Origin of the sequence: Streptococcus mitis (assembly GCF_002096755.1) — a bacterium.
GTDB classification, from domain to species: Bacteria; Bacillota; Bacilli; order Lactobacillales; family Streptococcaceae; genus Streptococcus; species Streptococcus mitis_AC.
Genome location: NZ_NCVF01000019.1, coordinates 90,869 through 114,857, shown reverse-complemented (window position 1 = coordinate 114,857; position 23,989 = coordinate 90,869). Strand labels below are relative to the sequence as shown.

The 23,989-nt window shown below is 40.3% G+C and carries 20 protein-coding genes and 1 pseudogene; 19 read left to right on the top strand and 2 right to left on the bottom strand.

The features are described 5' to 3' along the window. Positions 1 to 7 precede the first annotated feature (7 nt). The 13 genes and pseudogenes from B7700_RS02590 to B7700_RS02535 all read left to right on the top strand — a co-directional run bounded on the left by B7700_RS02590 (position 8) and on the right by B7700_RS02535 (position 16,891). Positions 8 to 571: a redoxin family protein gene (locus B7700_RS02590; RefSeq protein WP_064276519.1), complete on the top strand. Its 564-nt coding sequence runs from the start codon at positions 8 to 10 to the stop codon at positions 569 to 571. A gap of 9 nt (positions 572 to 580) precedes the next feature. Then, positions 581 to 1,693 (top strand): peptide-methionine (R)-S-oxide reductase MsrB, encoded by a 1,113-nt coding sequence (gene msrB / locus B7700_RS02585; RefSeq protein ID WP_084886927.1) that lies wholly within the window; start codon positions 581 to 583, stop codon positions 1,691 to 1,693. Between the two features lie 70 nt (positions 1,694 to 1,763). Further along, on the top strand, positions 1,764 to 2,501 hold the full coding sequence (locus B7700_RS02580; RefSeq protein WP_084886926.1) for a response regulator transcription factor: 738 nt from the start codon (positions 1,764 to 1,766) through the stop codon (positions 2,499 to 2,501). After that, on the top strand, positions 2,498 to 4,189 hold the full coding sequence (locus B7700_RS02575) for a cache domain-containing sensor histidine kinase (protein WP_049543331.1): 1,692 nt from the start codon (positions 2,498 to 2,500) through the stop codon (positions 4,187 to 4,189). Before B7700_RS02580 ends, B7700_RS02575 begins: the two co-directional genes overlap by 4 nt. Before the next feature lie 114 nt (positions 4,190 to 4,303). Next, entirely contained in the window at positions 4,304 to 4,867 is a 564-nt protein-coding gene (locus B7700_RS02570; protein WP_192855649.1) for a TIGR01440 family protein, read from the top strand. A 2-nt stretch (positions 4,868 to 4,869) separates the two neighbouring features. Further along, entirely contained in the window at positions 4,870 to 10,824 is a 5,955-nt protein-coding gene (locus tag B7700_RS02565; protein WP_084886922.1) for a ZmpA/ZmpB/ZmpC family metallo-endopeptidase, read from the top strand. Positions 10,825 to 10,897: 73 nt separating this feature from the next. Further along, positions 10,898 to 12,619, top strand: coding sequence for an aminodeoxychorismate synthase component I (gene pabB, locus B7700_RS02560; protein ID WP_084886920.1), 1,722 nt, complete (start codon positions 10,898 to 10,900; stop codon positions 12,617 to 12,619). Then, positions 12,620 to 13,237: an alpha/beta fold hydrolase gene (locus B7700_RS02555; protein WP_084886918.1), complete on the top strand. Its 618-nt coding sequence runs from the start codon at positions 12,620 to 12,622 to the stop codon at positions 13,235 to 13,237. Positions 13,238 to 13,286: 49 nt separating this feature from the next. Further along, a pseudogene (locus tag B7700_RS02550) lies at positions 13,287 to 14,228 on the top strand (Ltp family lipoprotein); the annotation flags it as partial. Next, positions 14,214 to 14,381, top strand: coding sequence for an Ltp family lipoprotein (locus B7700_RS11405; RefSeq protein WP_261066924.1), 168 nt, complete (start codon positions 14,214 to 14,216; stop codon positions 14,379 to 14,381). The pseudogene B7700_RS02550 and the gene B7700_RS11405, both read left to right, overlap by 15 nt. A gap of 126 nt (positions 14,382 to 14,507) precedes the next feature. After that, positions 14,508 to 15,467 (top strand): ROK family glucokinase, encoded by a 960-nt coding sequence (locus B7700_RS02545; protein WP_031227726.1) that lies wholly within the window; start codon positions 14,508 to 14,510, stop codon positions 15,465 to 15,467. A gap of 99 nt (positions 15,468 to 15,566) precedes the next feature. After that, positions 15,567 to 16,001 carry an HD domain-containing protein gene (locus B7700_RS02540; protein WP_001043052.1) on the top strand — a complete coding sequence of 145 codons (435 nt, stop codon included), beginning with the start codon at positions 15,567 to 15,569 and terminating at the stop codon, positions 15,999 to 16,001. Positions 16,002 to 16,051: 50 nt separating this feature from the next. Then, on the top strand, positions 16,052 to 16,891 hold the full coding sequence (locus B7700_RS02535; protein WP_084886914.1) for a thymidylate synthase: 840 nt from the start codon (positions 16,052 to 16,054) through the stop codon (positions 16,889 to 16,891). A 50-nt stretch (positions 16,892 to 16,941) separates the two neighbouring features. Here B7700_RS02535 and B7700_RS02530 read toward each other — a convergent pair whose 3' ends face one another. Further along, positions 16,942 to 17,112, bottom strand: coding sequence for a DUF3042 family protein (locus tag B7700_RS02530; RefSeq protein ID WP_001051775.1), 171 nt, complete (start codon positions 17,110 to 17,112; stop codon positions 16,942 to 16,944). Positions 17,113 to 17,232: 120 nt separating this feature from the next. On the opposite strand from B7700_RS02530, the gene miaA reads away from it, so the two are divergent. The 5 genes from miaA to B7700_RS02505 are packed head-to-tail and all read left to right on the top strand — an operon-like array spanning position 17,233 to position 21,684. Continuing rightward, on the top strand, positions 17,233 to 18,117 hold the full coding sequence (gene miaA, locus B7700_RS02525) for a tRNA (adenosine(37)-N6)-dimethylallyltransferase MiaA (protein WP_004256128.1): 885 nt from the start codon (positions 17,233 to 17,235) through the stop codon (positions 18,115 to 18,117). After that, on the top strand, positions 18,110 to 19,348 hold the full coding sequence (gene hflX / locus B7700_RS02520) for a GTPase HflX (RefSeq protein WP_084886912.1): 1,239 nt from the start codon (positions 18,110 to 18,112) through the stop codon (positions 19,346 to 19,348). Before miaA ends, hflX begins: the two co-directional genes overlap by 8 nt. Further along, entirely contained in the window at positions 19,341 to 19,964 is a 624-nt protein-coding gene (locus B7700_RS02515) for a cystathionine beta-lyase (RefSeq protein ID WP_084886910.1), read from the top strand. The genes hflX and B7700_RS02515 overlap by 8 nt, the downstream gene beginning before the upstream one ends. A gap of 14 nt (positions 19,965 to 19,978) precedes the next feature. Continuing rightward, positions 19,979 to 20,908: a ribonuclease Z gene (gene rnz, locus B7700_RS02510; RefSeq protein WP_004256134.1), complete on the top strand. Its 930-nt coding sequence runs from the start codon at positions 19,979 to 19,981 to the stop codon at positions 20,906 to 20,908. A 20-nt stretch (positions 20,909 to 20,928) separates the two neighbouring features. Continuing rightward, on the top strand, positions 20,929 to 21,684 hold the full coding sequence (locus tag B7700_RS02505) for an SDR family NAD(P)-dependent oxidoreductase (protein WP_084886908.1): 756 nt from the start codon (positions 20,929 to 20,931) through the stop codon (positions 21,682 to 21,684). A 39-nt stretch (positions 21,685 to 21,723) separates the two neighbouring features. Here B7700_RS02505 and B7700_RS02500 read toward each other — a convergent pair whose 3' ends face one another. After that, positions 21,724 to 22,629 (bottom strand): helix-turn-helix domain-containing protein, encoded by a 906-nt coding sequence (locus tag B7700_RS02500; RefSeq protein WP_049502386.1) that lies wholly within the window; start codon positions 22,627 to 22,629, stop codon positions 21,724 to 21,726. Positions 22,630 to 23,004: 375 nt separating this feature from the next. On the opposite strand from B7700_RS02500, the gene B7700_RS02495 reads away from it, so the two are divergent. Next, entirely contained in the window at positions 23,005 to 23,970 is a 966-nt protein-coding gene (locus tag B7700_RS02495) for a choline-binding protein C (protein ID WP_084886906.1), read from the top strand. The last annotated feature ends 19 nt before the right edge of the window (positions 23,971 to 23,989 follow it).

Here is a 23,989-nt window from a genome sequence, read left to right as displayed (position 1 = left end):
AAAAGAAATGAAAAAATGGCAAACATGTCTTCTTGGAGTAGGCTCAATCTGTTGTTTGGCAGCCTGTTCGGCTAAAAATATGTCAGACCAAGCTACTATGAAGGAGCAAACAAAAACAGAACAAGTCAGCTCGCAAACTGCGACTAAAGGTCAGGCAGTTGCTGATTTTGAATTGATGGCTGTAGATGGCAAGACCTACCGCTTGTCTGATTACAAGGGCAAGAAAGTCTATCTCAAATTCTGGGCTTCTTGGTGTTCCATCTGTCTAGCCAGTCTTCCAGATACAGACGAAATCGCTAAAGAAGCTGGTGATGATTATGTGGTCTTGACGGTAGTGTCTCCTGGCCACAAGGGGGAGCAAGCAGAAGCGGACTTTAAAAACTGGTACAAGGGCTTGGATTATAAAAATTTCCCAGTTCTAATTGATCCATCAGGCAAACTTTTGGAAAGTTATGGTGTCCGTTCTTATCCAACTCAAGCCTTTATAGACAAGGAAGGTAAGCTAGTAAAAACGCAACCAGGTTTTATGGACAAGGATATGATTCTAAAAGAATTGAAAGAAATGGGGTAGAGAAAGGTCATGAATGATAAAGTAAAATTGTTTGTCTTGGCAGGGATTTTTTTCCTAGCCATAACCGGTTTCTATTTTCTATTGATGCGAAATGCAGGGCAGACAGATAGCTCGCAAATTGAGAAAGCATCAGTTAGCCAAGGAGGAAAAACAGTGAAAAAAACAGAAGTGAGTAATGACGCAGACTTGCATGAAATTTATCTAGCTGGAGGATGTTTCTGGGGAGTAGAGGAATACTTCTCACGCGTGCCTGGAGTGACAGATGCCGTTTCAGGCTATGCGAACGGTAGAGGGGAAACAACTAAGTACGAATTGATTAACCAAACTGGACATGCGGAGACTGTCCATGTCACCTATGATGCCAAACAAATTTCCCTCAAGGAAATCCTACTTCATTACTTCCGCATTATCAATCCAACCAGCAAAAATAAACAAGGAAATGACGTGGGTACCCAGTATCGTACCGGTGTTTATTACACAGATGACAAGGATTTAGAGGTGATCAACCAGGTCTTTGATGAGGTGGCTAAGAAATACGATCAACCTTTAGCAGTTGAAAAGGAGACCTTGAAGAATTTTGTCATGGCAGAGGATTACCACCAAGACTATCTCAAGAAAAATCCAAATGGCTACTGCCATATCAATGTCAATCAGGCAGCCTATCCCGTCATCGATGCCAGCAAATATCCCAAACCAAGTGATGAAGAATTGAAAAAGACCTTGTCACCTGAGGAGTATGCAGTCACCCAGAAAAATCAAACAGAACGGGCTTTCTCTAACCGCTACTGGGATAAATTTGACTCTGGTATCTATGTGGATGTAGCAACTGGCGAACCCCTCTTTTCATCAAAGGACAAGTTTGAGTCTGGTTGTGGCTGGCCTAGTTTTACCCAACCCATCAGTCCAGATGTTGCCACCTACAAGGAAGATAAGTCTTACAATATGACACGCATGGAAGTGCGAAGCCGAGTTGGAGATTCTCACCTTGGCCATGTCTTTACGGATGGACCTCAGGATAAGGGTGGCTTGCGCTACTGTATCAATAGTCTTTCCATCCGCTTTATTTCCAAAGACCAAATGGAAGAAAAAGGCTACGCTTATTTACTAGATTATGTTGATTAAGAGGGCTTTCCTAAGCAGTTAGAGGAGAATTTTGCTATACTGATACTAGTAAGTGACAAAGGAGAGAAGCATGACCTACACAATCTTAATCGTAGAAGATGAATATCTGGTAAGGCAAGGTTTGACCAAGCTGGTCAATGTAGCAGCCTACGATATGGAAATCATCGGTCAAGCTGAAAATGGAAGACAGGCTTGGGAATTGATACAAAAGCAGGTGCCAGATATCATTTTAACCGATATCAACATGCCTCAGCTAAATGGCATCCAGTTAGCCAGTCTGGTCCGAGAAACCTACCCTCAGGTTCATTTGGTCTTTTTGACTGGCTACGATGATTTTGATTATGCCTTGTCTGCTGTCAAACTCGGTGTGGATGACTACCTGCTTAAGCCCTTTTCTCGTCAGGATATTGAGGAAATGTTGTGGAAAATCAAGCAAAAGTTGGACAAAGAAGAGAAAGAAGAGCAGTTACAAGATCTATTGACTGATAAGTTTGAGGGAAATATGGCTCAGAAAATCCAGTCTCATCTTGATGACAGTCAATTTAGTTTAAAGTCTTTGGCCAGTGACTTGGGCTTTAGTCCGACTTATCTGAGTTCTTTGATTAAGAAAGAGTTGGGACTGCCTTTTCAGGATTATCTGGTGCGAGAACGTGTCAAACAAGCCAAGCTTTTGCTTTTAACTACAGATCTAAAGATTTATGAGATCGCAGAAAAGGTTGGCTTTGAAGATATGAATTACTTTACCCAACGTTTTAAACAGATTGCAGGTGTGACACCTCGTCAGTTTAAGAAGGGGGAAGGTCGATGAAGCGTTCTTCTCTCCTAGTCAGAATGGTTATTTCCATCTTTCTGGTCTTTCTCGTTCTCCTAGCTCTGGTTGGGACTTTCTACTATCAATCTAGTTCATCAGCCATTGAGGCTAGCATTGAGGGCAATAGTCAAACAACTATCAGTCAGACTAGCCACTTTATCCAGTCTTATATCAAAAAATTAGAAACCACCTCGACTAGTTTGACCCAGCAGTCAGATGTCTTGACCTATGCTGAGAATCCCAGTCAAGACAAGGTCAAGGGAATTCGAGATTTGTTTTTGACCATCTTAAAGTCAGACCAAGATTTGAAAGCTGTTGTACTGGTGACTAAATCCGGTCAAGTCATTTCTACAGATGATAGTGTGCAGATGAAAACTTCCTCAGATATGATGACTGAGGATTGGTACCAAAAAGCTATTCATCAGGGGGCTAAGCCAGTTTTGACCCCAGCTCGTAAATCGGACAGTCAATGGGTCATTTCTGTCACTCAAGAACTTGTTGATGCAAAGGGAGCCAATCTTGGCGTGCTTCGTTTGGATATTTCTTATGAAACTCTGGAAGCCTATCTTAACCAACTTCAGTTGGGTCAGCAGGGCTTTGCCTTTATCATCAATGAAAACCATGAATTTGTTTATCATCCTCAACATACAGTTTATAGTTCGTCTAGCGAAATGGAGGCCATGAACCCCTATATTGAGACAGGGCAGGGTTATACTCCAGACCACCAATCCTATGTCAGTCAAGAAAAGATTGCTGGAACTTATTGGACGGTTCTGGGTGTGTCTTCGTTGGAGAAGTTAGATCAGGTTCGGAGTCAACTCATGTGGACCTTGCTTGGGGCTAGTGTCACATCTCTTCTTGCCTGTCTCTGCTTGGTGTGGTTCAGTCTCAAACGTTGGATTGCTCCCTTGAAGGATTTGAGAGAAACTATGCTGGAGATTGCTTCTGGTAATCAGAATCTTCGTGCCAAGGAAACTGGTGCCCATGAACTGAGAGAAGTGACTCGCCAGTTCAATGCTATGTTGGATCAGATTGATCAGTTGATGGCAGCTATTCGCAGGCAGGAAGAAACAACCCGTCAGTATGAACTTCAAGCCTTGTCGAGCCAGATTAATCCGCATTTCCTCTATAATACCTTGGACACCATCATCTGGATGGCAGAATTTCAGGACAGTCAGAGAGTGGTTCAAGTGACCAAGTCCTTGGCTACCTACTTCCGCTTGGCGCTCAATAAAGGCAAGGATTTGATTTGCCTGTATGACGAAATCAACCATGTCCGCCAGTATCTCTTTATCCAGAAACAACGCTATGGAGATAAACTGGAATACGAAATTAATGAAAATCCTGCCTTTGATAATCTAGTCTTGCCCAAGCTGGTGTTGCAGCCTCTAGTAGAAAATGCTCTTTACCATGGCATCAAGGAGAAAGAAGGTCAGGGTCATATTAGAGTCTCTGCCCAGAAACAGGATTCAGGATTGGTCATCCGCATTGAGGATGATGGAGTTGGTTTCCAAGCTACTGGCGATAGTAGTCAAAGTCAACTCAAACGTGGGGGAGTTGGTCTTCAAAATGTTGATCAACGGCTCAAACTTCACTTTGGAGAACATTACCAGATGAAGATCGATTCTATTCCCTCAAAAGGTACGACAGTTGAAATATACATAAATAGAATAGAAACTAGCTAACTCCCAGTCAATTCTGGGAGTTTTATGCGTAATTGGGCAAGCATTCTAGGTTGTCTATCTTGCTAAAACGTAGAAAAAACGATATGATAGATAATGACAAAAGAGGTATCAAGTATGAAGGAAAAAGACATTCAAAGAGACACAAGCCAGATTGTAAAAGATGTATTAGAAAAGGCCAATTTGAAGCAAGGATCCATTTTTGTTTTGGGCCTTTCTTCTAGTGAGGTGATAGGTGGTCAGATTGGCAAGGAATCAAGCCAAGAAATTGGGGAAATCATTGTGAAGACCATCCTAGATATCCTAGAAGGAAATGGACTTCATCTAGCCGTTCAAGGTTGTGAACATGTCAATCGGGCCCTCGTTGTTGAACGTCAGGTGGCAGAGCAGTTTGGTCTGGAAATCGTCAGTGTCCTTCCAACTCTCAATGCAGGAGGTTCAGGTCAGTTGGCAGCCTTCAAGTTTATGCAAGATCCAGTTGAGGTTGAATTTATCAAGGCTCATGCTGGATTGGATATCGGAGACACTGCAATTGGTATGCATGTCAAGCATGTTCAGGTTCCGATTCGCCCTCTTTTGAGAGAAATTGGGCATGCTCATGTAACGGCTCTTGCTAGCCGTCCAAAATTAATTGGAGGTGCGCGTGCGCAGTATCCACAAGATTCTATCAGAAAGTCGTGAGAATGAGAAAAACAAAACAACAACTAGAAAAAATTACCAAATATTCGATTCGTAAGCTAACTGTTGGGGTAGGTCCTGTAGCCATCGGGGCCTTCCTTTTTGGTGCTAGTACCCTTTCAGTAGATAAGGTTCAAGCCAATGAAGTTGGCGGTGCTCATAGTGTTCATTACCGTTATTTAGCGGAGCAGGAGTTGACCGAGTCTGAAAAAGCCCTGATTCACCATGAAGTTCCTACAGAATTTCAAGATGATGATATTCTTTATGTAGTTTATCGTAAGAAGGCAACTAACAGTCAACAACTTCCTTATACAGGAAGTAAGGAACTAGCTTTGGCAGGTCTTGGCTTGGCAACGGCTTCTCTAGCAGTCTTTTTGGTGTCTAAAAAAGGTCGTAGAGAAGTTCTAGGTGTTCTCTTGATTGGTTCTTTAGGAGCCAGCACCTTTGTACCTTATGGGACATTCGCATTTGAAAATAAAGAATTACTTTCTTATAACCAAACTATTTCAGCCTCTACACATGAAGGCTTGGCTGAAGGTATTATCCACATTGATGGCTATGAATACATTGGTTACTTCAAGGAAGCAGAACTCCATCCATCAAGACCGGATTCAGCTGAGAAGCCTCAGTTGCCAGTCGAAAAGCAAAGTGCAAATGAAATCGAGAAAACAGAAGTAGTTCAAGAAACACCTGCTGTCATTACCGAACCTGTTGTTGAAAAACCTGTGGCACAAACTCCGGTTGCTCCTGCTGTTGAAGAAAAACCAGTTTCTGAAAAGCCTCAGACCAGACTGGAAGTGAGCTTGGTGGAGATTCCGTTTGAAACAGTCACAAATCCAGATGCGAATCTAGCAGAAGGACAGACTCGTATCGTCACAGCTGGAGTAAATGGTCAGCGTCGCCTTGTAACTAAAGTATCGATGGTCAACGGTCAAGAAGTTAGAGAAGTCATCGAAAACCAAGTAGTCCAAAATCCTGTGTCGCAAGTTATTGCAGTCGGAACTAAGAAAGAGGTGCAACCTGCCCCAACTCTAGTACCACAAGCTGAACCAACTTACCAAGTAGCAAAAGGTACACAAGAAGAAGGTAAGACAGGCCAAGCCTTAACGCAACCTGAATTGCCAGATGCTCCAGTAGAAGTAAAAGGAACTCAAGAAGAAGGTAAAGAAGGCCAAGCCTTAACGCAACCTGAATTGCCAGATGCTCCAGTAGAAGTAAAAGGAACCCAAGAAGAAGGTAAGGTAGGACAAGCTCTGACGCAACCAGAATTGCCAGAGGCTCCAGTAGAAGCCAAAGGAACTCAAGAAGAAGGTAAAGCAGGTCAAGCTCTCACACAGCCAGAATTGCCAGAAGCTCCAATCGAAGTAAAAGGTACACAAGAGGAAGGTAAAGCAGGTCAAGCTCTTGTACAAGAACAGTTACCAGAGTACAAAGTAACTGAGGGAACCCTTGTTGAAACATCGACTACAGATCTAGACTACAAAACTGAAACGACTGAGGATCCAACCAAGTATACGGACGAAGAAACTGTCGTAAGAAATGGTGAAAAAGGTAGTCAAGTTACTAAAACAACTTATAAAACAGTAGAAGGTGTTAAAACTGACCAAGTTCTTTCAACTAGCACAGAAGTTGCCAAGGAGCCTGTAAACCAACAGGTAAGTCGTGGTACAAAACCAATTGAAGGAACTCTTGTAGAAGAAAGTCTTGAAAAGATTCCATTTAAGGAAGTTGTTAAAGAAGATGACCAACTGAAAAAAGGCTTAGAAGTTGTAGCTCAAGAAGGAAAAGAAGGCCAGAAAAAAATCACCAAGACCTTTAATACCATTAAGGGAGTTAAAACAGAAGACGCTCCAAAAGTTACAGAGGAAATCATTGAGGCACCTCAAGATAAAATTTTGAAACGTGGTACCAAGAGCTTTGAAAAACCAGTATTGACCATCACAGCAGTTGAACCTAAGGATTTCAAGCGTACTTCAGATGTTAAATATAGTCTAGAAAATCCAAGTAAGGCGGCCATTAAATCTATCACCCTAACTCTGAAAAAAGGTGATGAGATTGTGAAAACCTTGAATGTTTCACCAGACGACTTGACAACGACCCTGACAGATTTGCAGTACTACAAGGATTATAAACTTGAAACGAAGATGGTTTATGACCGTGGTGAGGGTGATGAGGAAGAAGTTCTGAAAGAAGAACCGCTAAGAATTGACCTCAAAAAAGTTGAAATCAAAAACATCAAAGAAACAAGCTTGATGAGTGTGGACGCTGACGGTAACGAAACGGATACTAGTTTGCTTACGGAAAAACCAGCTGATCTTGCTCCGCTTTATCTACGAGTGACAACTCATGATAACAAAACAACCAGACTGGCTGTTGATAAGATTGAAGAAGTCACAGTTGATGGCAAGACTTTGTATAAGGTTACTGCCAAAGCACCTGATTTGATTCAACGTAGAGCTGATGATACACTAAGCGAAGAGTATGTACATTACTTTGAAAAACAATTACCAAAGATTGGAAATGTCTATTACAACTTTAAAGAACTCATTGAGGATATGCAAAAAGACCCAACTGGTGAGTTTAAACTTGGTGCAGACCTTAATGCAACTAACGTACCAACTCCAAATAAGGAATATGTACCTGGTAAATTTAGCGGTCACTTAACAAGTGTTGATGGTAAACAATATTCAATCCACAACATGGCACGTCAACTATTCGGTAATATCGAAGGTGGTTCAGTTAAAAATATTAACTTAGCTAACGTTAACATCAATATGCCTTGGATTGAAAACATTTCTGCCCTTGCTAGATCTGTTAAAAATGCTACTGTTGAGAACGTTAAAGTTACTGGTAGCATTCTTGGTAAAGATGGAATATCTGGTATCACTAATAAGGTAGATATTGGTGGACAACTGACAAATATTGCCTTTATCGGGAAACTTACTGGTGTTGGTGATAGACCTTGGGGTATGGCTGGTATCGCCGGTGAAGTTTGGAAAGGTAACATTAAGAAAGCTTATGTAGATGCTGATATGGTTGCTAATAAAGCTCGTGCTGGTGGACTTGTTGCTGTTACGGATAACGGTTCTGATCCTAACGGTATTGATAAATATGCTTCTGTACGTAATGCGGTGACTAAAGGTACTATCGATATTAAGAACCCTGTTGAAGTTGGTGGTTTCATCAGTAAAAACTGGACATGGGGTAGAGTTGCAGATACTGTTTCAATGATGAAAGTTAAAAACGGTGAAGAATTCTACGGATCTAGAGATATTGATACTGAAGATGGTTACTATACAAACGATGTACTAGAAAGAAACTTTGTAGTAAAAGATGTTAGTACAGGTAGTCGTTCATATAAACGCTCACGTTCTAATAGAATTAAAGAAATTAGTCTTGAAGAAGCAAATAAAAAAATCGAGGCAATGGGTATCACAGCCGATAAATTTGAAATTGTTCCACTTGTGGAAGATAAATTGAATCAAGCCAAACCAAAAGCTGATACGTATAAAGATACTCAAGATTACAATGCAGAACGTGAGCTTGCATACCGTAATATTGAAAAACTTCAACCGTTCTATAATAAAGAATGGATTATCAATCAAGGGAATAAAATTCCTGCTGGTTCTAAATTGTTGACGACTGAAGTATTATCAGTTACAGGTATGAAAGATGGACAATTTGTAACTGATTTATCAGATGTTGATAAGATTATGATTCATTATGCTGATGGTACGAAAGAAGAAAAAGCTGTATCACCTAAGCCTACATCAAACGTAGAACAAGTAAAAGAATATGGTATTACAGATTTAGGAGATGTCGTTTACACACCAAATATGGTGGTTAAAGACCGTGTTCAATTACTAAGTGATGTTAAAGCGAAATTAGATACGATTACTCTTGAATCTCCTGAAGTTCGTGCGATAACAGGTAATGTTGGAGCATTATATTTAGAAGAAAGTTTCGCAGAAGTAAAAGGAAATCTTGATAAATTAGTAAAAGCTCTTGTTGAAAATGAAGATCATCAGTTAAATGGTGATGAGGCAGCCATAAAAGCACTTCTTAAGAAAGTAGAAGATAATAAAGCTAAAATTATGATGGCACTTACTTACCTCAATCGTTATTATGGAATTGAATATGGTGACTTGAACATTAAGAATATGATGATGTTTAAACCAGACTTCTATGGTACGACACCAAGTGTTATTGACAGATTGATTCGAATTGGCTCGCAAGAAAAGAACTTAAAGGGTGATAGAACTCAAGATGCATACCGTGAAATTATTGCAGGAGACACTGGTAAAGGTGATTTACGTAGTTTCTTAGATTATAATATGCGTCTCTTCACAAATGATACAGATCTTAACGACTGGTTTATTCACTCAGCGAAAAATGTTTATGTTGTAGAACCTGAAACAACAAATCCAGATTTCAAAAATAAACGTCATCGTGTCTTTGATGGTCTGAATAATAATATGCATGCACGTATGATTTTACCATTATTGAACTTGAAGAAAGCACATATCTTTATGATTTCAACCTATAATACTATGGCTTATAGTTCATTTGAAAAATATGGTAAAAATACAGAAGCTGAACGTGAAGCGTTCAAAGAACGTATTAATTATGTAGCTAAAGCACAACAAACATACTTAGACTTCTGGTCACGTCTTGCACTTCCGAATGTTCGTGATAGACTTCTTAAGAGTCAAAATATGGTTCCTACACCTGTATGGGATAATCAAGCTTATGCAGGTATTAAGGATGCTAATCGTCGTGGATATGGTACAGATGGTAAGGTAGCGACACCAATTCGTGAGTTATTTGGTCCAACAGATAGATGGCATCAAATTAATTGGAATATGGGAGCGATGGCTAAAGTCTATGCAAAACCATATGAAGATGAACAAGTTTTCTTCATGGTAACAAATATGTTAGAGGACTTTGGTATTTCAGCATTTACACATGAAACAACTCACGTTAATGACCGTATGGCATATCTTGGTGGTCATGGACATCGTCAAGGTACAGATCTTGAAGCGTATGCGCAAGGTATGTTACAAACACCTGATAAATCAACATATAATGGTGAATATGGAGCATTAGGGATTAATATGGCTTATCATCGTCAGAATGACGGAAATCAATGGTATAACCCAGATCCTGATAAATTACAAACTCGTGAACAAATCGATCACTACATGAAGAACTACAATGATGCTCTTATGATGTTAGATCATCTTGAGGCTGATGCTGTATTACCGCAGTTAAATGGGAATACGAGTCGCTGGTTCAAGAAAATGGATCGACAATATCGTAGTGGAAATTCAGGTCATCAATTCGATAAAATTCGTGAGTTGACAGAGGATGAGAAAAAAGTAGCAATCAATACTATTGATGATTTAATTACTAATAACCTAATGACGAAACATGGTGCTCCTGGTGATGGTACTTATAATCCAACGGACTTTGGGTCTGCTTATGTCAATATGAACATGATGACTGGTATCTATGGTGGAAATACAAGTACAGGTGCTCCTGGTGCGGCATCCTTTAAACACAATACATTCCGTATGTGGGGTTACTTCGGATATGAGAATGGATTTGTTGGATATGCTTCTAGTAAGTATCAAGATGCAGCTAATAAAGAAAATAATAAGCTATTAGGTGATGACTTCATTATCAAGAAAGTTTCTAATGGAAGATTTACTAACCTTGAAGATTGGAAGAAAGAGTACTACAAAGAAGTGAAATCAAAAGGTGAAAAAGGATTTACTGCAATTGAGATTGATGGTAAACAAATTACCAATTATGCTGAACTAAAAGTCTTATTTGATAAAGCGGTTGAGGCTGATCTAGCAGGTGGAGGAACAGCTAAAACTGTAGAGCTTAAATCAAAAGTCTTTAAAGCACTTCTTAAGAATACTGATGGATTCACAGGAAATCTTTTTAAAGCATAAATTGTATTAAATAGATGAGTAAAAAGGTAGATTAAGTTTTTCTTGATTTACCTTTTTGTGCTATACTTAAGGTATGCATAGAAAAACAGTGATTGATTTTAGGGCTTTGGGGGAGAGATACACCTTTACCCAGCCTATTAAAGAGTTGAAAACGAGAAATGTAGCAGAAGTGGAAGATTTGCTGGCACAAGTGGAAAGCTACCAAGAGCAAGGCTATTATGTGGTGGGCTATGTCAGCTACGAGGCTGCACCTGCTTTTGAGGAGAAATTAGCAGTTCACAAAGCGCCTTTACTGGCAGAGTACCTGCTATATTTTACCGTTCATGATAGCGTAGAAACTTCACCTATTCCTCTGACTTATGATGAGGTTGATTTGCCTTCAAATTGGCAGGAAGTAACGTCTGCAGAGGACTATGAAGAGGCTATTGCACAGATACATCATCATTTGCGGCAGGGGGACACCTACCAGGTCAACTACACCGTACAACTAAAACAAGACTTAAGTGCCAATCCTTTTGCCATCTACAATCGTATGGTGGTAGAGCAGGAGGCGGGTTACAATGCTTATGTTGAACATGATGAGATGGCAGTGATTTCTATGAGCCCAGAACTCTTTTTTGAGCAAAATGACCGTGAGTTGACAACGCGACCAATGAAGGGAACGACTCAGCGGGGAGTGACTGATCAAGAAGACTTGGAGCAGGCCAGTTGGTTGGAACAGGATCCCAAAAATCGCTCTGAAAATATGATGATTGTGGACCTCTTGCGCAACGATATGAACCGTATTTCTGAAGTGGGGAGTGAGCATGTGGAGCGTCTGTGTCAGGTAGAACAGTATTCGACTGTCTGGCAGATGACTTCAACCATCAAGAGTCAGTTGCGAGAGAACGTTGACCTTGTTGAAATATTTCGTTCTCTCTTTCCTTGCGGTTCCATAACGGGAGCACCGAAAATTGCGACTATGGAGATTATAAAGGACTTGGAGCCACAACCGCGTGGAGTCTACTGTGGAACGATTGGTCTCTTGCTTCCAAATGGAAGACGGATTTTTAATGTGGCCATTCGGACTATTCAACTTCACAAAGGTCAAGCCATCTATGGAGTTGGCGGAGGCATTACATGGGATAGCACTTGGGAATCTGAATACCGCGAGGTTCATCAAAAGGCAGCTGTTCTTTATCGTAAACAAGCTCGCTTCCAATTAATTACAACTGGAAAAATCAGCCAAAAACAACTGATATTTGAAGAACAACATCTGGAAAGGCTGAGAAAAGCTAGTCGGTATTTTGCCTTTCCATTTTATTCAGAAAACTTGAAACAAAAGATAGAGGAAGAGTGTCAGACTTGTGATGCTAATCAAGATTATCGCTTGCGAATTAGCCTTAGCAAATCTGGAGAGATAGAAGTCGATCGCCAAGTATTAACACCTCTTAGTCCAAGTTTTTGTCAGGCCAAACTTTACCTTCAGGAAGCCAATTTACAACAAGCCTTTACCTACTTCAAAACGACTCACCGACCTCACTTGAGCCTAGGGAAACAAGAGAAGATTTACCATAATCAAAGAGGAGAATTGCTTGAAACCTCTATTGGAAATTTGGTTCTGAAAATCGCTGGGAAACTCTACACACCGCCAGTCCGACTGGGAATCTTGCCAGGAATTTACCGTCAGCACTTGCTGGAAACAGGAGAGGTAGAAGAGAAAGTCGTGACCTTGGCAGATTTAGCCCAAGCAGAAGCTATTTACGGCTGTAATGCAGTGAGAGGCTTGTATGAATTAAGCCTAGAGGAGAACTAGATGAAACTGGTATTTTTACACGGTTTAGGGCAGTCAGCAGAGAGTTGGAAAGAAGTTCGGAATCTACTGACAGATTATCCTTCTGAGGCTATTGAGTTATTTCCTTCTGGAGTTAGCAACTATCAACAAGCTAAAGAGCGGGTTTATCAGCATCTAGCTCAAGAGACAGAACCTTTTATTTTGGTTGGATTGTCCTTAGGTGCTGCCCTTGCACTAGAACTTTCCAGTTATGATTTATCAAATCTTCGAGCTTTGGTTCTATCAGGATGCCCGCTAAAATTAGCAGGGAATATCCTATTTTATGTTCAATTGCTGATATTTAAATTACTTCCCAAAAGAGTATTTGAAAAACAGGGAGCAGACAAAGTTCTTATGGTCGGAGTTTCTGAGGAATTGAAGACACTTGATTTAACTGATATATCAAGAACTTGTTCTTATCCAACCTTACTAATTTGTGGCAGCAAAGATAAACCGAATCTTAGCTCTATGAGAAGTCTTCATAAACTAATATCAGAATCCCAATTTCAGATCATTCCTGATGGTCCTCATGTCTTGAATAAGGAAAAACCAAAGGAGTTTGTAGAAAATACCAGAAGTTTCCTTGAATTGCTGAAATAAGTTTGATAAAATAATATTGAAATCGATCACATCGTTAGAGGAGAAACAAATGAACAAACGTCTATTTTTAAAAATGAGTCTGGCAACCTTGCCAGTTTTAGCCTTATTTTCACAACCTGTGTTAGCAGAAGAAAACATTCATTTTTCTAGTTGTAAAGAGGCGTGGGCGAATGGATACTCAGATATTCATGAGGGAGAACCTGGTTATTCTGCTAAGTTAGACCGTGATCATGATGGTGTGGCGTGTGAATTAAAAAATGCCCCAAAAGGTGCTTTCAAAGCAAAACAATCAACTGCGGCTCAAAACAATACAAATTCAGCAACAACAAGTGGCTGGGTTAAGCAGGATGGTGCATGGTATTACTTTGATGGAAATGGAAATCCAGTGAAAAATGCTTGGCAGGGAAGCTATTATCTGAAAGCGGATGGTCAAATGGCACAGAGCGAATGGATTTATGATACTTCCTATCAAGCTTGGTATTATTTGAAATCAGATGGTTCGTATGCTTATAGTACATGGCAAGGAAATTACTATTTGAAATCAGATGGTAAAATGGCTATCAATGAATGGGTTTATGATGCTACTTACCAAGCTTGGTATTACTTGAAATCAGATGGATCTTATGTTTATAGTGCATGGCAAGGAAATTACTATTTGAAATCAGATGGTAAAATGGCCCAGAGCGAATGGATTCATGACTCTTCTTATCAAGCTTGGTATTATTTGAAATCAGATGGTAAAATGGCTGTCAATGAATGGGTTGATGGTGGACGTTATTATGTTGGCGCTGATGGAGTTTGGAAGGAAGGTCAAGCAAATACAGCTTCTTCTAGTAATGATAGCAATAGTGAATATTCGACTGCTTTAGGAAAGGCAAAAAGTTATAATTCGTTATTCCATATGTCAAAAAAACGTATGTATAGTCAATTAACTTCTGATTTCGATAAATTTTCAAATGATGCAGCTCAATATGCAATTGATCATTTAGAAGCCGATTATAAATATAATGCGTTATTTAATGCTAAGAACTATAGAAAATTATTTAATATGTCTAAATCTGGTCTTTTCAATCAATTGACCTCTTATATAGATGGCTTTACAGAAGAGGAAGCTCAATATGCAATTGATCATTTAGATGATTAACAGATACTGTTAGGCGAAAAAATTCCTTATAATTCATTTACGCAAACCTTTGCATAAATGAGTGAATTTTGTTATACTACTACTGTAAGCATTTTCAATTAATTCATAATGAAAAAGGAGAATATGATGAGTCAAAAGATTATTGGGATTGACCTTGGTGGAACTTCTATCAAATTTGCAATCTTGACAACAGCAGGAGAAATCCAAGAAAAATGGTCTATCAAAACCAACATTTTGGATGAGGGAAGTCATATCGTTGATGATATGATTGAGTCTATTCAACATCGTTTGGACTTGCTTGGATTGGCAGCAGCAGACTTCCAAGGTATTGGAATGGGATCACCAGGTGTGGTTGACCGTGAAAAAGGAACTGTTATTGGTGCCTACAACCTCAACTGGAAAACCCTTCAACCAATCAAAGAAAAGATTGAAAAAGCCTTGGGCATTCCTTTCTTCATCGATAATGATGCCAACGTAGCTGCTCTTGGTGAGCGCTGGATGGGTGCTGGAGATAACCAACCAGACGTTGTCTTTATGACACTCGGTACTGGTGTTGGTGGCGGTATCGTTGCAGAAGGCAAATTGCTTCACGGTGTTGCTGGTGCAGCAGGTGAGCTTGGCCACATCACTGTTGACTTTGACCAACCAATCGCATGTACCTGTGGTAAGAAAGGCTGTCTTGAGACAGTCGCTTCTGCAACAGGGATTGTCAACTTGACTCGTCGCTATGCCGATGAATACGAAGGCGATGCAGCCTTGAAACGCTTGATTGATAACGGAGAAGAAGTAACTGCTAAGACTGTCTTTGACCTTGCAAAAGAAGGAGACGACCTTGCTTTGATCGTTTACCGTAACTTCTCACGTTACTTGGGAATCGCTTGTGCTAACATTGGTTCAATCCTAAACCCTTCAACGATTGTTATCGGTGGGGGTGTATCAGCTGCAGGAGAATTCCTTCTACAAGGTGTTCAAAAAGTTTATGACGAAAATACCTTCCCACAAGTACGCACATCCACTAAATTAGCTCTTGCAACTCTAGGAAACGACGCTGGAGTTATCGGAGCAGCATCACTTGTATTGCAATAAAATAAAAATGACAGAGCTTGGTGATTCATCAGGCTCTTTTTCAAGATCATAATTGTAAATATAACTCTTAACTTTTTGATTTTAGAAAGGAGATTTTAAATGAATAAGTCAGAACAATCCATGTTTGAATTGGCTTTGTCCATTGCAAAAAAAGCACATGAGGGACAATATGATAAGGCTGGAGTAGTTTATATCAAACACCCTCTTTTTGTAGCAAGTCTGGTCGATACGCAAGAAGAAAAGGCAGTCGCTCTATTGCACGATGTTCTTGAAGATAGCCCTTATACAGCAGAAGAACTAATATTGGCTGGTTTACCAGAGACTGTTGTTACTGCAGTGCAGGTACTGACCAAGAAAAAGGGACAAGATTATCAACAATATTTGGAACTTGTTAAATCGAATCCTATAGCACGTTGTGTCAAATTAGCAGATTTGAAACATAATTCAGATTTATCTAGACTAGCTACAATTACTGAAAAGGATCTGGAACGATTTGAAAAATACAAGAAAGCTATTGATTATCTGAGCATGTAGAAAAGCTTTTTTTATGCTATACTAGTTAGGACAATAAATGAGGTGAGAGAATGACAAAAGCAGATACGATTTTTAAAGAAAATATTGAACGAATCCTCAAAGACGGTGTCTTTTCTGAGCAGGCCCGTCCCAAGTACAAGGATGGGACTGTTGCCAACTCCAAGTATGTAACGGGTGCATTTGCCGAGTATGACTTGGCCAAGGGGGAATTCCCCATTACAACTTTACGCCCTATCGCTATCAAATCCGCCATCAAGGAAGTGCTCTGGATTTACCAAGACCAGTCAAATAGCCTAGACCTGCTTAATGACAAGTACAATGTTCACTACTGGAATGACTGGGAAGTGGGAGATACGGGAACCATCGGTGAGCGCTATGGTGCCGTTGTTAAGAAACACGATATCATCAATAAGATTCTCAAGCAGTTGGAAGCCAACCCTTGGAACCGCCGCAATATCATTTCGCTCTGGGATTACCAAGCTTTCGAAGAAACAGATGGGCTGCTCCCGTGCGCTTTTCAGACCATGTTTGATGTCCGCCGTGTAGATGGGGAAATTTATTTGGATGCGACCTTGACCCAGCGTTCTAATGATATGCTGGTGGCCCACCATATCAACGCTATGCAGTATGTAGCTCTTCAAATGATGATTGCCAAGCATTTTGGCTGGAAGGTTGGGAAGTTCTTCTACTTCATCAACAACCTCCATATCTATGACAATCAATTTGAACAAGCTCAGGAATTGCTTCGTCGTGAGCCGTCAAACTGCCAACCACGTTTGGTTTTGAATGTGCCAGATGGGACTAATTTCTTTGATATCAAAGCGGAAGACTTTGAGTTGGTGGATTATGACCCTGTCAAACCACAGTTGAAGTTTGACCTAGCTATTTAAAAGAATAGAAAAAAGAAGTTGAGACAATAAATCTCAACTTCTTTTGTTTTTTAACGTGATACGCGGCGACGGGCTGCTTTTTTACGGTTTTCTTCGATGAAAGCTGCTTTTTGCTCTTCTGGTTCGATCACTTTCTTTTTAAATGCGTATACTGCACCTGCGACGGCAGCGACAGTTCCTGCGATACCTGTTACAAGACCTTTAGCGAATCCTTTAGCCATGAGTCTTCCTCCTTTATCTTCTTAATCAGCCAGCCCCTTCAAGAGGTCACATTTTTCTGACTGACTTTTTTGTGTTATAATAATAGTAACGAAAAAATGGGAATTTTTCAAGGAAAAAAGATGAAAACAAAAATAATTGTGATCGTTGGACCGACTGCAGTTGGAAAGACGGCTCTAGCCATTGAAGTGGCCAAGCGTTTTAATGGCGAAGTGGTTAGTGGAGATAGCCAGCAAGTCTATCGAGGGCTTGATATTGGGACGGCCAAGGCTAGTCCAGAAGAGCAGTCAGCTGTTCCCCATCATTTAATCGATGTTAGAGAGGTAACCGAGTCTTACTCGGCTTTTGATTTTGTTTCAGAAGCTAAGATGGCTATTGAAGATATTCACAGTCGTGGCAAGCTAGCCATTATCGCTGGTGGGACTGGGCTTTATATCCAGAGCTTACTAGAAGGCTACCATTTAGGTGGAGAGACTCCTCATGAGGAGATTTTGGCCTATCGGGCTGGTTTGGAGCCCTATACAGATGAGGAATTAGCTCATCTTGTGGAGCAAGCTGGCCTTGAGATTCCCCAGTTTAATCGTCGTCGTGCTATGCGTGCCTTAGAAATTGCCCATTTTGGTCAGGATTTGGAAAATCAAGAGACCTTGTATGAACCTTTGATCATCTGCTTGGATGACGAACGCAGTCAGCTTTATGAACGTATCAACCACCGAGTGGATTTGATGTTTGAGGCTGGGCTTTTGGATGAGGCCAAGTGGCTCTTTGACCATTATCCAGATGTGCAGGCTGCTAAAGGAATTGGCTATAAGGAACTCTTTCCTTATTTCCGTGGAGAGCAGACCTTGGAAGAAGCCAGTGAGAGTCTCAAACAGGCTACTCGTCGTTTTGCCAAGCGTCAGTTGACCTGGTTCCGTAATCGCATGCAGGTCACCTTTTATCAGATTGGAGAAGCTGGTGTGCAAGACCGCATTTTAAGCCAGATAGAGGAGTTTTTAGATGATTGAAACGGAGAAAAAAGAGGAGCGGGTCCTGCTCATTGGTGTGGAATTGCAGGGCATGGACAATTTTGACCTCTCCATGGAAGAATTGGCCAGTCTAGCTAAGACAGCTGGGGCAGTCGTTGTAGATAGCTACAGACAAAAACGTGAAAAATATGATTCCAAGACCTTCGTCGGATCTGGTAAGTTAGAAGAAATTGCGCTCATGGTGGATGCAGAAGAAATTACCACTGTCATCGTCAACAACCGTCTGACGCCAAGGCAGAATGTCAATCTGGAGGAAGTTCTGGGTGTCAAGGTCATTGACCGTATGCAGTTGATTTTGGATATCTTTGCCATGCGGGCTCGAAGCCATGAAGGCAAACTTCAAGTCCACCTAGCCCAGCTCAAGTACCTCCTACCCCGTCTAGTTGGCCAAGGTATTATGCTCAGCCGTCAGGCAGGGGGAATTGGTTCTCGGGGACCTGGTGAAAGCCAGCTGGAGCTGAACCGTCGTAGCGTTCGCAATCAAATCACGGATATCGAGCGCCAGCTCAAGGTGGTTGAGAAAAATCGAGCAACTGTTAGAGAAAAACGTTTGGAGTCGAGTACCTTTAAGATTGGTTTGATTGGTTATACCAATGCTGGGAAGTCAACTATCATGAACACTTTAACCAGTAAGACCCAGTATGAGGCTGACGAGCTCTTTGCGACTCTGGATGCGACGACTAAGAGTATCCATCTAGGGGGGAATCTTCAAGTAACTTTGACAGATACCGTGGGTTTTATCCAAGATTTACCGACAGAGTTGGTATCCAGTTTCAAGTCAACCTTGGAAGAAAGCAAGCATGTGGACCTTCTGGTTCATGTTATTGATGCCAGCAATCCTTACCATGAGGAGCATGAAAAAACAGTTCTGTCCATCATGAAAGACCTGGACATGGAAGATATTCCTAGTCTGACACTTTATAATAAAGCGGATTTGGTGGAGGATTTCACGCCTACCCAAACGCCTTATGCCCTCATTTCTGCCAAGTCTGAGGATAGTCGTGAGAATTTGCAGGCACTATTTTTAGAGAAAATCAAGGATATTTTTGAATTCTTTACCCTTCGCGTGCCTTTTTCAAAGTCCTACAAGGTTCATGATTTAGAAAGTGTTGCGATTCTTGAAGAACGTGATTATCAGGAAGGCGGCGAAGTGATTACAGGCTACATCTCCGAGAAAAATAAATGGAGGTTAGAAGAATTTTATGACTGATATCAAAACCTTAGCTCTAAAATATGGGGGCTATACAAGTCTGGATAAGGTCTATCTGGATCAACTTCTAGCTGGTAAAACAGAGCAGGAGCAGTTGGCACTGATCACACCTCCGCCCAGCGTGGTCAATGCTTACTTTGCAGAACTTTACCAGAAAAAGAGTCCTGAGGCTGCGACGGATTATTTTTCAGAACTTAGTCAGGAACTGAACCTCTACAATACTGAGCCAAGTTTCACTGAAGAAAGCAAACCCTTTATTCGTCTTAACCTATCTGGAAAATCCTTTGGATTTTGTTATGAGAGTGAGGGTCTTGGTCGGATTTTCTCTGAAAATGAAGAGAAAATTTCAGAAGACTTGCTCTTTGAAATTGCGCAAATTTTCCCACATCAACTAGTCTTTGAAGAGTCTGGTAAGATTTACATGAAGGCTATTAGAGATGAGGAAGTTGTTAGCGTAGAGAGTCTCACAGCTTTGACTGATTTGGAAAGTTTGGCTGACGGTCGTAAGCGTCTTAAAGGTTACAGCCAAGAGGAGTTATTACAAGAAGCTACTGCTTTTTCTGGCAAGCGCTATTTCCGATCGGAAAACCGCACAGCCATGTTATATATTGATTAATTAGAAAGTATCGAATGGATATTCAATTTTTAGGAACGGGGGCTGGCCAGCCCTCTAAAGCCCGCAATGTCTCTAGTCTCGCCCTGAAACTCTTGGACGAGATTAACGAAGTCTGGCTCTTTGACTGTGGAGAAGGTACGCAAAATCGCATTCTTGAAACGACAATTCGACCACGTAAGGTCAGCAAAATCTTTATTACCCACCTACATGGAGACCACATCTTTGGCTTGCCAGGTTTCCTTTCTAGTCGTGCCTTTCAGGCCAATGAAGAGCAGACAGATTTGGAAATCTATGGACCGCAAGGGATCAAGTCATTTGTCTTAACTAGTCTTCGTGTGTCAGGTTCGCGCCTGCCTTACCGTATTCATTTTCATGAGTTTGACCAAGATTCTCTAGGAAAAATCCTTGAGACCGATAAATTTACGGTGTATGCAGAGGAGCTGGATCATACTATTTTCTGTGTTGGCTATCGTGTCATTCAAAAGGACTTGGAAGGAACGCTGGATGCTGAAAAACTTAAGGCTGCTGGTGTCCCATTTGGCCCACTTTTTGGAAAAATTAAAAACGGTCAGGACGTTGTTTTAGAAGATGGGACTGAAATCAAGGCGTCAGACTATATCTCAGCCCCACGTCCAGGTAAAATTATCACTATTCTGGGTGACACTCGCAAAACGGATGCCAGTGTGCGTCTGGCTGTCAATGCAGATGTCCTTGTCCATGAGTCCACTTATGGCAAGGGTGATGAAAAAATTGCTCGTAACCATGGCCACTCTACTAACATGCAAGCTGCACAAGTAGCGGTAGAAGCAGGAGCCAAACGCCTCTTGCTCAACCATATCAGTGCCCGTTTCCTCTCAAAAGATATCAGCAAGCTCAAAAAAGACGCTGCTAGTGTTTTTGAAAATGTCCATGTGGTCAAAGACTTAGAAGAAGTGGAAATCTAAAAGATTGAGAAAGGATAAGTATGCCTACTATTCTCATTACCGGAGCTAGCGGTGGCCTAGCACAAGAGATGGTCAAACTCTTGCCAAATGACCAACTTATCTTGCTTGGCCGAAATAAGGAAAAATTAGCCCAACTCTACGGAAACCATCCCCATGCAGAATTGATTGAAATCGATATTACCGATGACTCAGCCTTAGAAACTCTGGTAACTGACCTCTATCTTCGTTATGGCAAGATTGATGTCTTGATAAACAACGCTGGTTACGGGATCTTTGAGGAATTTGACCAGATTTCCGACCAAGATATTCATCAGATGTTTGAGGTCAATACCTTTGCCCTGATGAATCTGTCTCGTCGCCTTGCGCCTCGAATGAAGGAAAGTCGAAAAGGCCATATCATCAATGTCGTCAGTATGGCAGGTTTGATTGCTACTGGCAAGTCTAGTCTCTACACAGCCACTAAGTTTGCGGCCATTGGTTTTTCAAATGCTCTGCGCCTCGAACTCATGCCCTATGGAGTCTATGTGACAACAATCAATCCAGGACCAATCCGAACAGGATTTTTTGACCAGTCCGATCCAGATGGCATCTATCTTAAGTCGGTTGAACGCTTCCTGCTAGAACCAGATGCAGTGGCTAAAAAGATTGTCAAGATTATAGGAAAAAACAAACGAGAACTCAATCTTCCGATGTTGTTGAACCTAGCCCATAAGTTTTATACCCTCTTTCCCAAGCTAGCTGATAAGTTGGCAGGGGAAACTTTTAATTATAAGTAAAAAAGTTGTTCCTAACATGGAGCAACTTTTTTTTTACGATTAGAACAAATCAATACCAGTCTTATTTAATGCATGGCAATGATAAGTGAAGGCGTTTATAAAATTAGAGTAGTATTGCTGATCAATAAATTTTGCGCTTTGAAGATAATTAAATAGATTTTTCGCTAAAGGAATAGCCTCAGGTTTATTCCATCTAAATTGATTGTAAACATGTTCAACTTCTAGGAACATGAGTGGAATAGCTAGATAGCCTCGTTCGAAGGTCTGAAGTGATTTAATTTTTTTAATAATATCATCAGCCTTTTGATAGTAGCCCAATTCAGAGAAGTATTTTGCAGAGAAAGTAAGAGCATTTAAAATACGGATGTAGGTGTCAGTATTAGCACTTTCTTTGTACATAAGTAGTAATTGTTTGGTCATATGGTCAATGAGTTCCATCGGGCAATGATTGACGATAACACGATAAATTTCAAGTTCGATACTATTAAAGACATCCGATTTCATTAAATGCTTGATAATGTTTTGAATTCTGGCAATGGTTTCTGGACTCTTTGATATGGTTGGATAATGTCTTAATTTAATAGATTTAAAAATCATTTCTGCTTGAAGTGGATTGTCTTTTAGATAGACATCAAATAATTTTTCGTATTCTTCAATGTAAGTGAGGATATCTTCTTCATGGACCACATGCTTGCCAAATTCAATAGCAGGTAATTCTAAGCAGTCTCCACCTTTATTTGCATAGGCGAGAACAAAATCATTCCATTCAACTCCGATAACAATTAAAAGTTTGGCAAAGTTTTCAAGTGAAATTCCTTTTTCTCCTTTTTCAAATTGACTTAGGAACTGTGGTGATACGATATCTGAGGCGGCTTCCTTTAGGCTGAGTCCTCGTGCTTCGCGCAGGTACTTAAATGTAGCTCCAAATGGGTATAGATTTTCCATAAATAATCTCCTTACATACTTCTAAGACTATTATACAAAAATTTAGAGAAAAAAATGGAGAAAGAAAACTATAGTTACAAAATATTAGAATTCTATGCTATTTTTTATTTTTATGAACAAGATTGAAACTATAGTTTAAATAGCGAAAAATTTAAATATCTATTATGGTATGATAAGGGAAAGGATAGGAAATAAAGTGAGGTTGTTATACTAGTACAACAAGGATTGACTTATCACTCAATCCTATTCTATCAGCCATCAAAGGAGAAAATGACATGAGAAGAACTTAAAGGATTGACACTAGAAAAATATCATATTTACTTTCATAGTTATCATAAAATTTTTGAAACATAGAAATATATAAGGAGTTTTGTTATGAGAAACAGAAAAATGTTGGCCTCTTCTTTACTAGCCGGTGCTTTATTGTCAATAGGTTATGTAGCCTCTAAACCGACAACGGTTCATGCCTTAACAGATATGAGTGTCAAGGATACTCAGAATCCCTTGAAAATCACTTTGATACAGACAGGAGAAATAACTATACTTTCGGTTGACCTTCAAAGAAGTTCTACAACTAATGATAATACATATCTTGATTTTGATCTAGTTAATGAAGATACTGGAGAACTTGCTTCTTCACACACTTTTGGAAGATTTGGAGGAAGTAATAGGATAAGACAGGGAATTAATATACTCCCAGTAAAAGATGGGAACTACCATCTAGATATCTACAGTTCAGATGATTTTGGAAAACGTTACTTTGGACGTTCAGAAGTTTTTAAAATCTCTGGATATAAATACTATCCGATTAAGAAGGTAGAGACACCAACAGCTACTGAAATTCCAAAACCAGCTACTAACTCTAACTCAGATCAGACTGGTTGGTCAGGTTCTTCTTACTACAAAGCTGGTGTTAAAGTAGTGAATCAATGGATTTTTGATGTTCAGTACAATTCATACTTCTACCTAAATGCTTCAGGTAACTTTGTTCAAAATGCTTGGTCAGGCAACTACTACCTCAAATCAGGTGGCTACATGGCTAAGAGCGAATGGATTTATGACAATAACTATCAATCATACTATTACTTGACAGCAGAGGGCAGCTATGCGCGTAATGCTTGGGCTGGAAGTTACTACCTCAAATCAGATGGTAAAATGGCTAAGAGTGAGTGGATCTATGATAGTAGTTACCAATCTTACTATTACCTAACATCAGAAGGAAGTTACGCTCGTAACACATGGGTAGGCGACTACTACCTCAAGTCAAATGGTAAGATGGCAGTCAACGAACGTACCCCAGATGGCTACCAAGTAGATGGCTCAGGTAAGTGGGTGAAATAAGGAAAAAAGAAAAGGAAAA

What these genes read in the sequence shown, in the direction of transcription:
- B7700_RS02590 (WP_064276519.1), top strand. Translation starts at nt 8, where the DNA reads ATGAAAAAATGGCAAACATGTCTTCTTGGAGTAGGCTCAATCTGTTGT.
- msrB (WP_084886927.1), top strand. Translation starts at nt 581, where the DNA reads ATGAATGATAAAGTAAAATTGTTTGTCTTGGCAGGGATTTTTTTCCTA.
- B7700_RS02580 (WP_084886926.1), top strand. Translation starts at nt 1,764, where the DNA reads ATGACCTACACAATCTTAATCGTAGAAGATGAATATCTGGTAAGGCAA.
- B7700_RS02575 (WP_049543331.1), top strand. Translation starts at nt 2,498, where the DNA reads ATGAAGCGTTCTTCTCTCCTAGTCAGAATGGTTATTTCCATCTTTCTG.
- B7700_RS02570 (WP_192855649.1), top strand. Translation starts at nt 4,304, where the DNA reads ATGAAGGAAAAAGACATTCAAAGAGACACAAGCCAGATTGTAAAAGAT.
- B7700_RS02565 (WP_084886922.1), top strand. Translation starts at nt 4,870, where the DNA reads ATGAGAAAAACAAAACAACAACTAGAAAAAATTACCAAATATTCGATT.
- pabB (WP_084886920.1), top strand. Translation starts at nt 10,898, where the DNA reads ATGCATAGAAAAACAGTGATTGATTTTAGGGCTTTGGGGGAGAGATAC.
- B7700_RS02555 (WP_084886918.1), top strand. Translation starts at nt 12,620, where the DNA reads ATGAAACTGGTATTTTTACACGGTTTAGGGCAGTCAGCAGAGAGTTGG.
- B7700_RS02545 (WP_031227726.1), top strand. Translation starts at nt 14,508, where the DNA reads ATGAGTCAAAAGATTATTGGGATTGACCTTGGTGGAACTTCTATCAAA.
- B7700_RS02540 (WP_001043052.1), top strand. Translation starts at nt 15,567, where the DNA reads ATGAATAAGTCAGAACAATCCATGTTTGAATTGGCTTTGTCCATTGCA.
- B7700_RS02535 (WP_084886914.1), top strand. Translation starts at nt 16,052, where the DNA reads ATGACAAAAGCAGATACGATTTTTAAAGAAAATATTGAACGAATCCTC.
- B7700_RS02530 (WP_001051775.1), bottom strand. Translation starts at nt 17,112, where the DNA reads ATGGCTAAAGGATTCGCTAAAGGTCTTGTAACAGGTATCGCAGGAACT.
- miaA (WP_004256128.1), top strand. Translation starts at nt 17,233, where the DNA reads ATGAAAACAAAAATAATTGTGATCGTTGGACCGACTGCAGTTGGAAAG.
- hflX (WP_084886912.1), top strand. Translation starts at nt 18,110, where the DNA reads ATGATTGAAACGGAGAAAAAAGAGGAGCGGGTCCTGCTCATTGGTGTG.
- B7700_RS02515 (WP_084886910.1), top strand. Translation starts at nt 19,341, where the DNA reads ATGACTGATATCAAAACCTTAGCTCTAAAATATGGGGGCTATACAAGT.
- rnz (WP_004256134.1), top strand. Translation starts at nt 19,979, where the DNA reads ATGGATATTCAATTTTTAGGAACGGGGGCTGGCCAGCCCTCTAAAGCC.
- B7700_RS02505 (WP_084886908.1), top strand. Translation starts at nt 20,929, where the DNA reads ATGCCTACTATTCTCATTACCGGAGCTAGCGGTGGCCTAGCACAAGAG.
- B7700_RS02500 (WP_049502386.1), bottom strand. Translation starts at nt 22,629, where the DNA reads ATGGAAAATCTATACCCATTTGGAGCTACATTTAAGTACCTGCGCGAA.
- B7700_RS02495 (WP_084886906.1), top strand. Translation starts at nt 23,005, where the DNA reads ATGAGAAACAGAAAAATGTTGGCCTCTTCTTTACTAGCCGGTGCTTTA.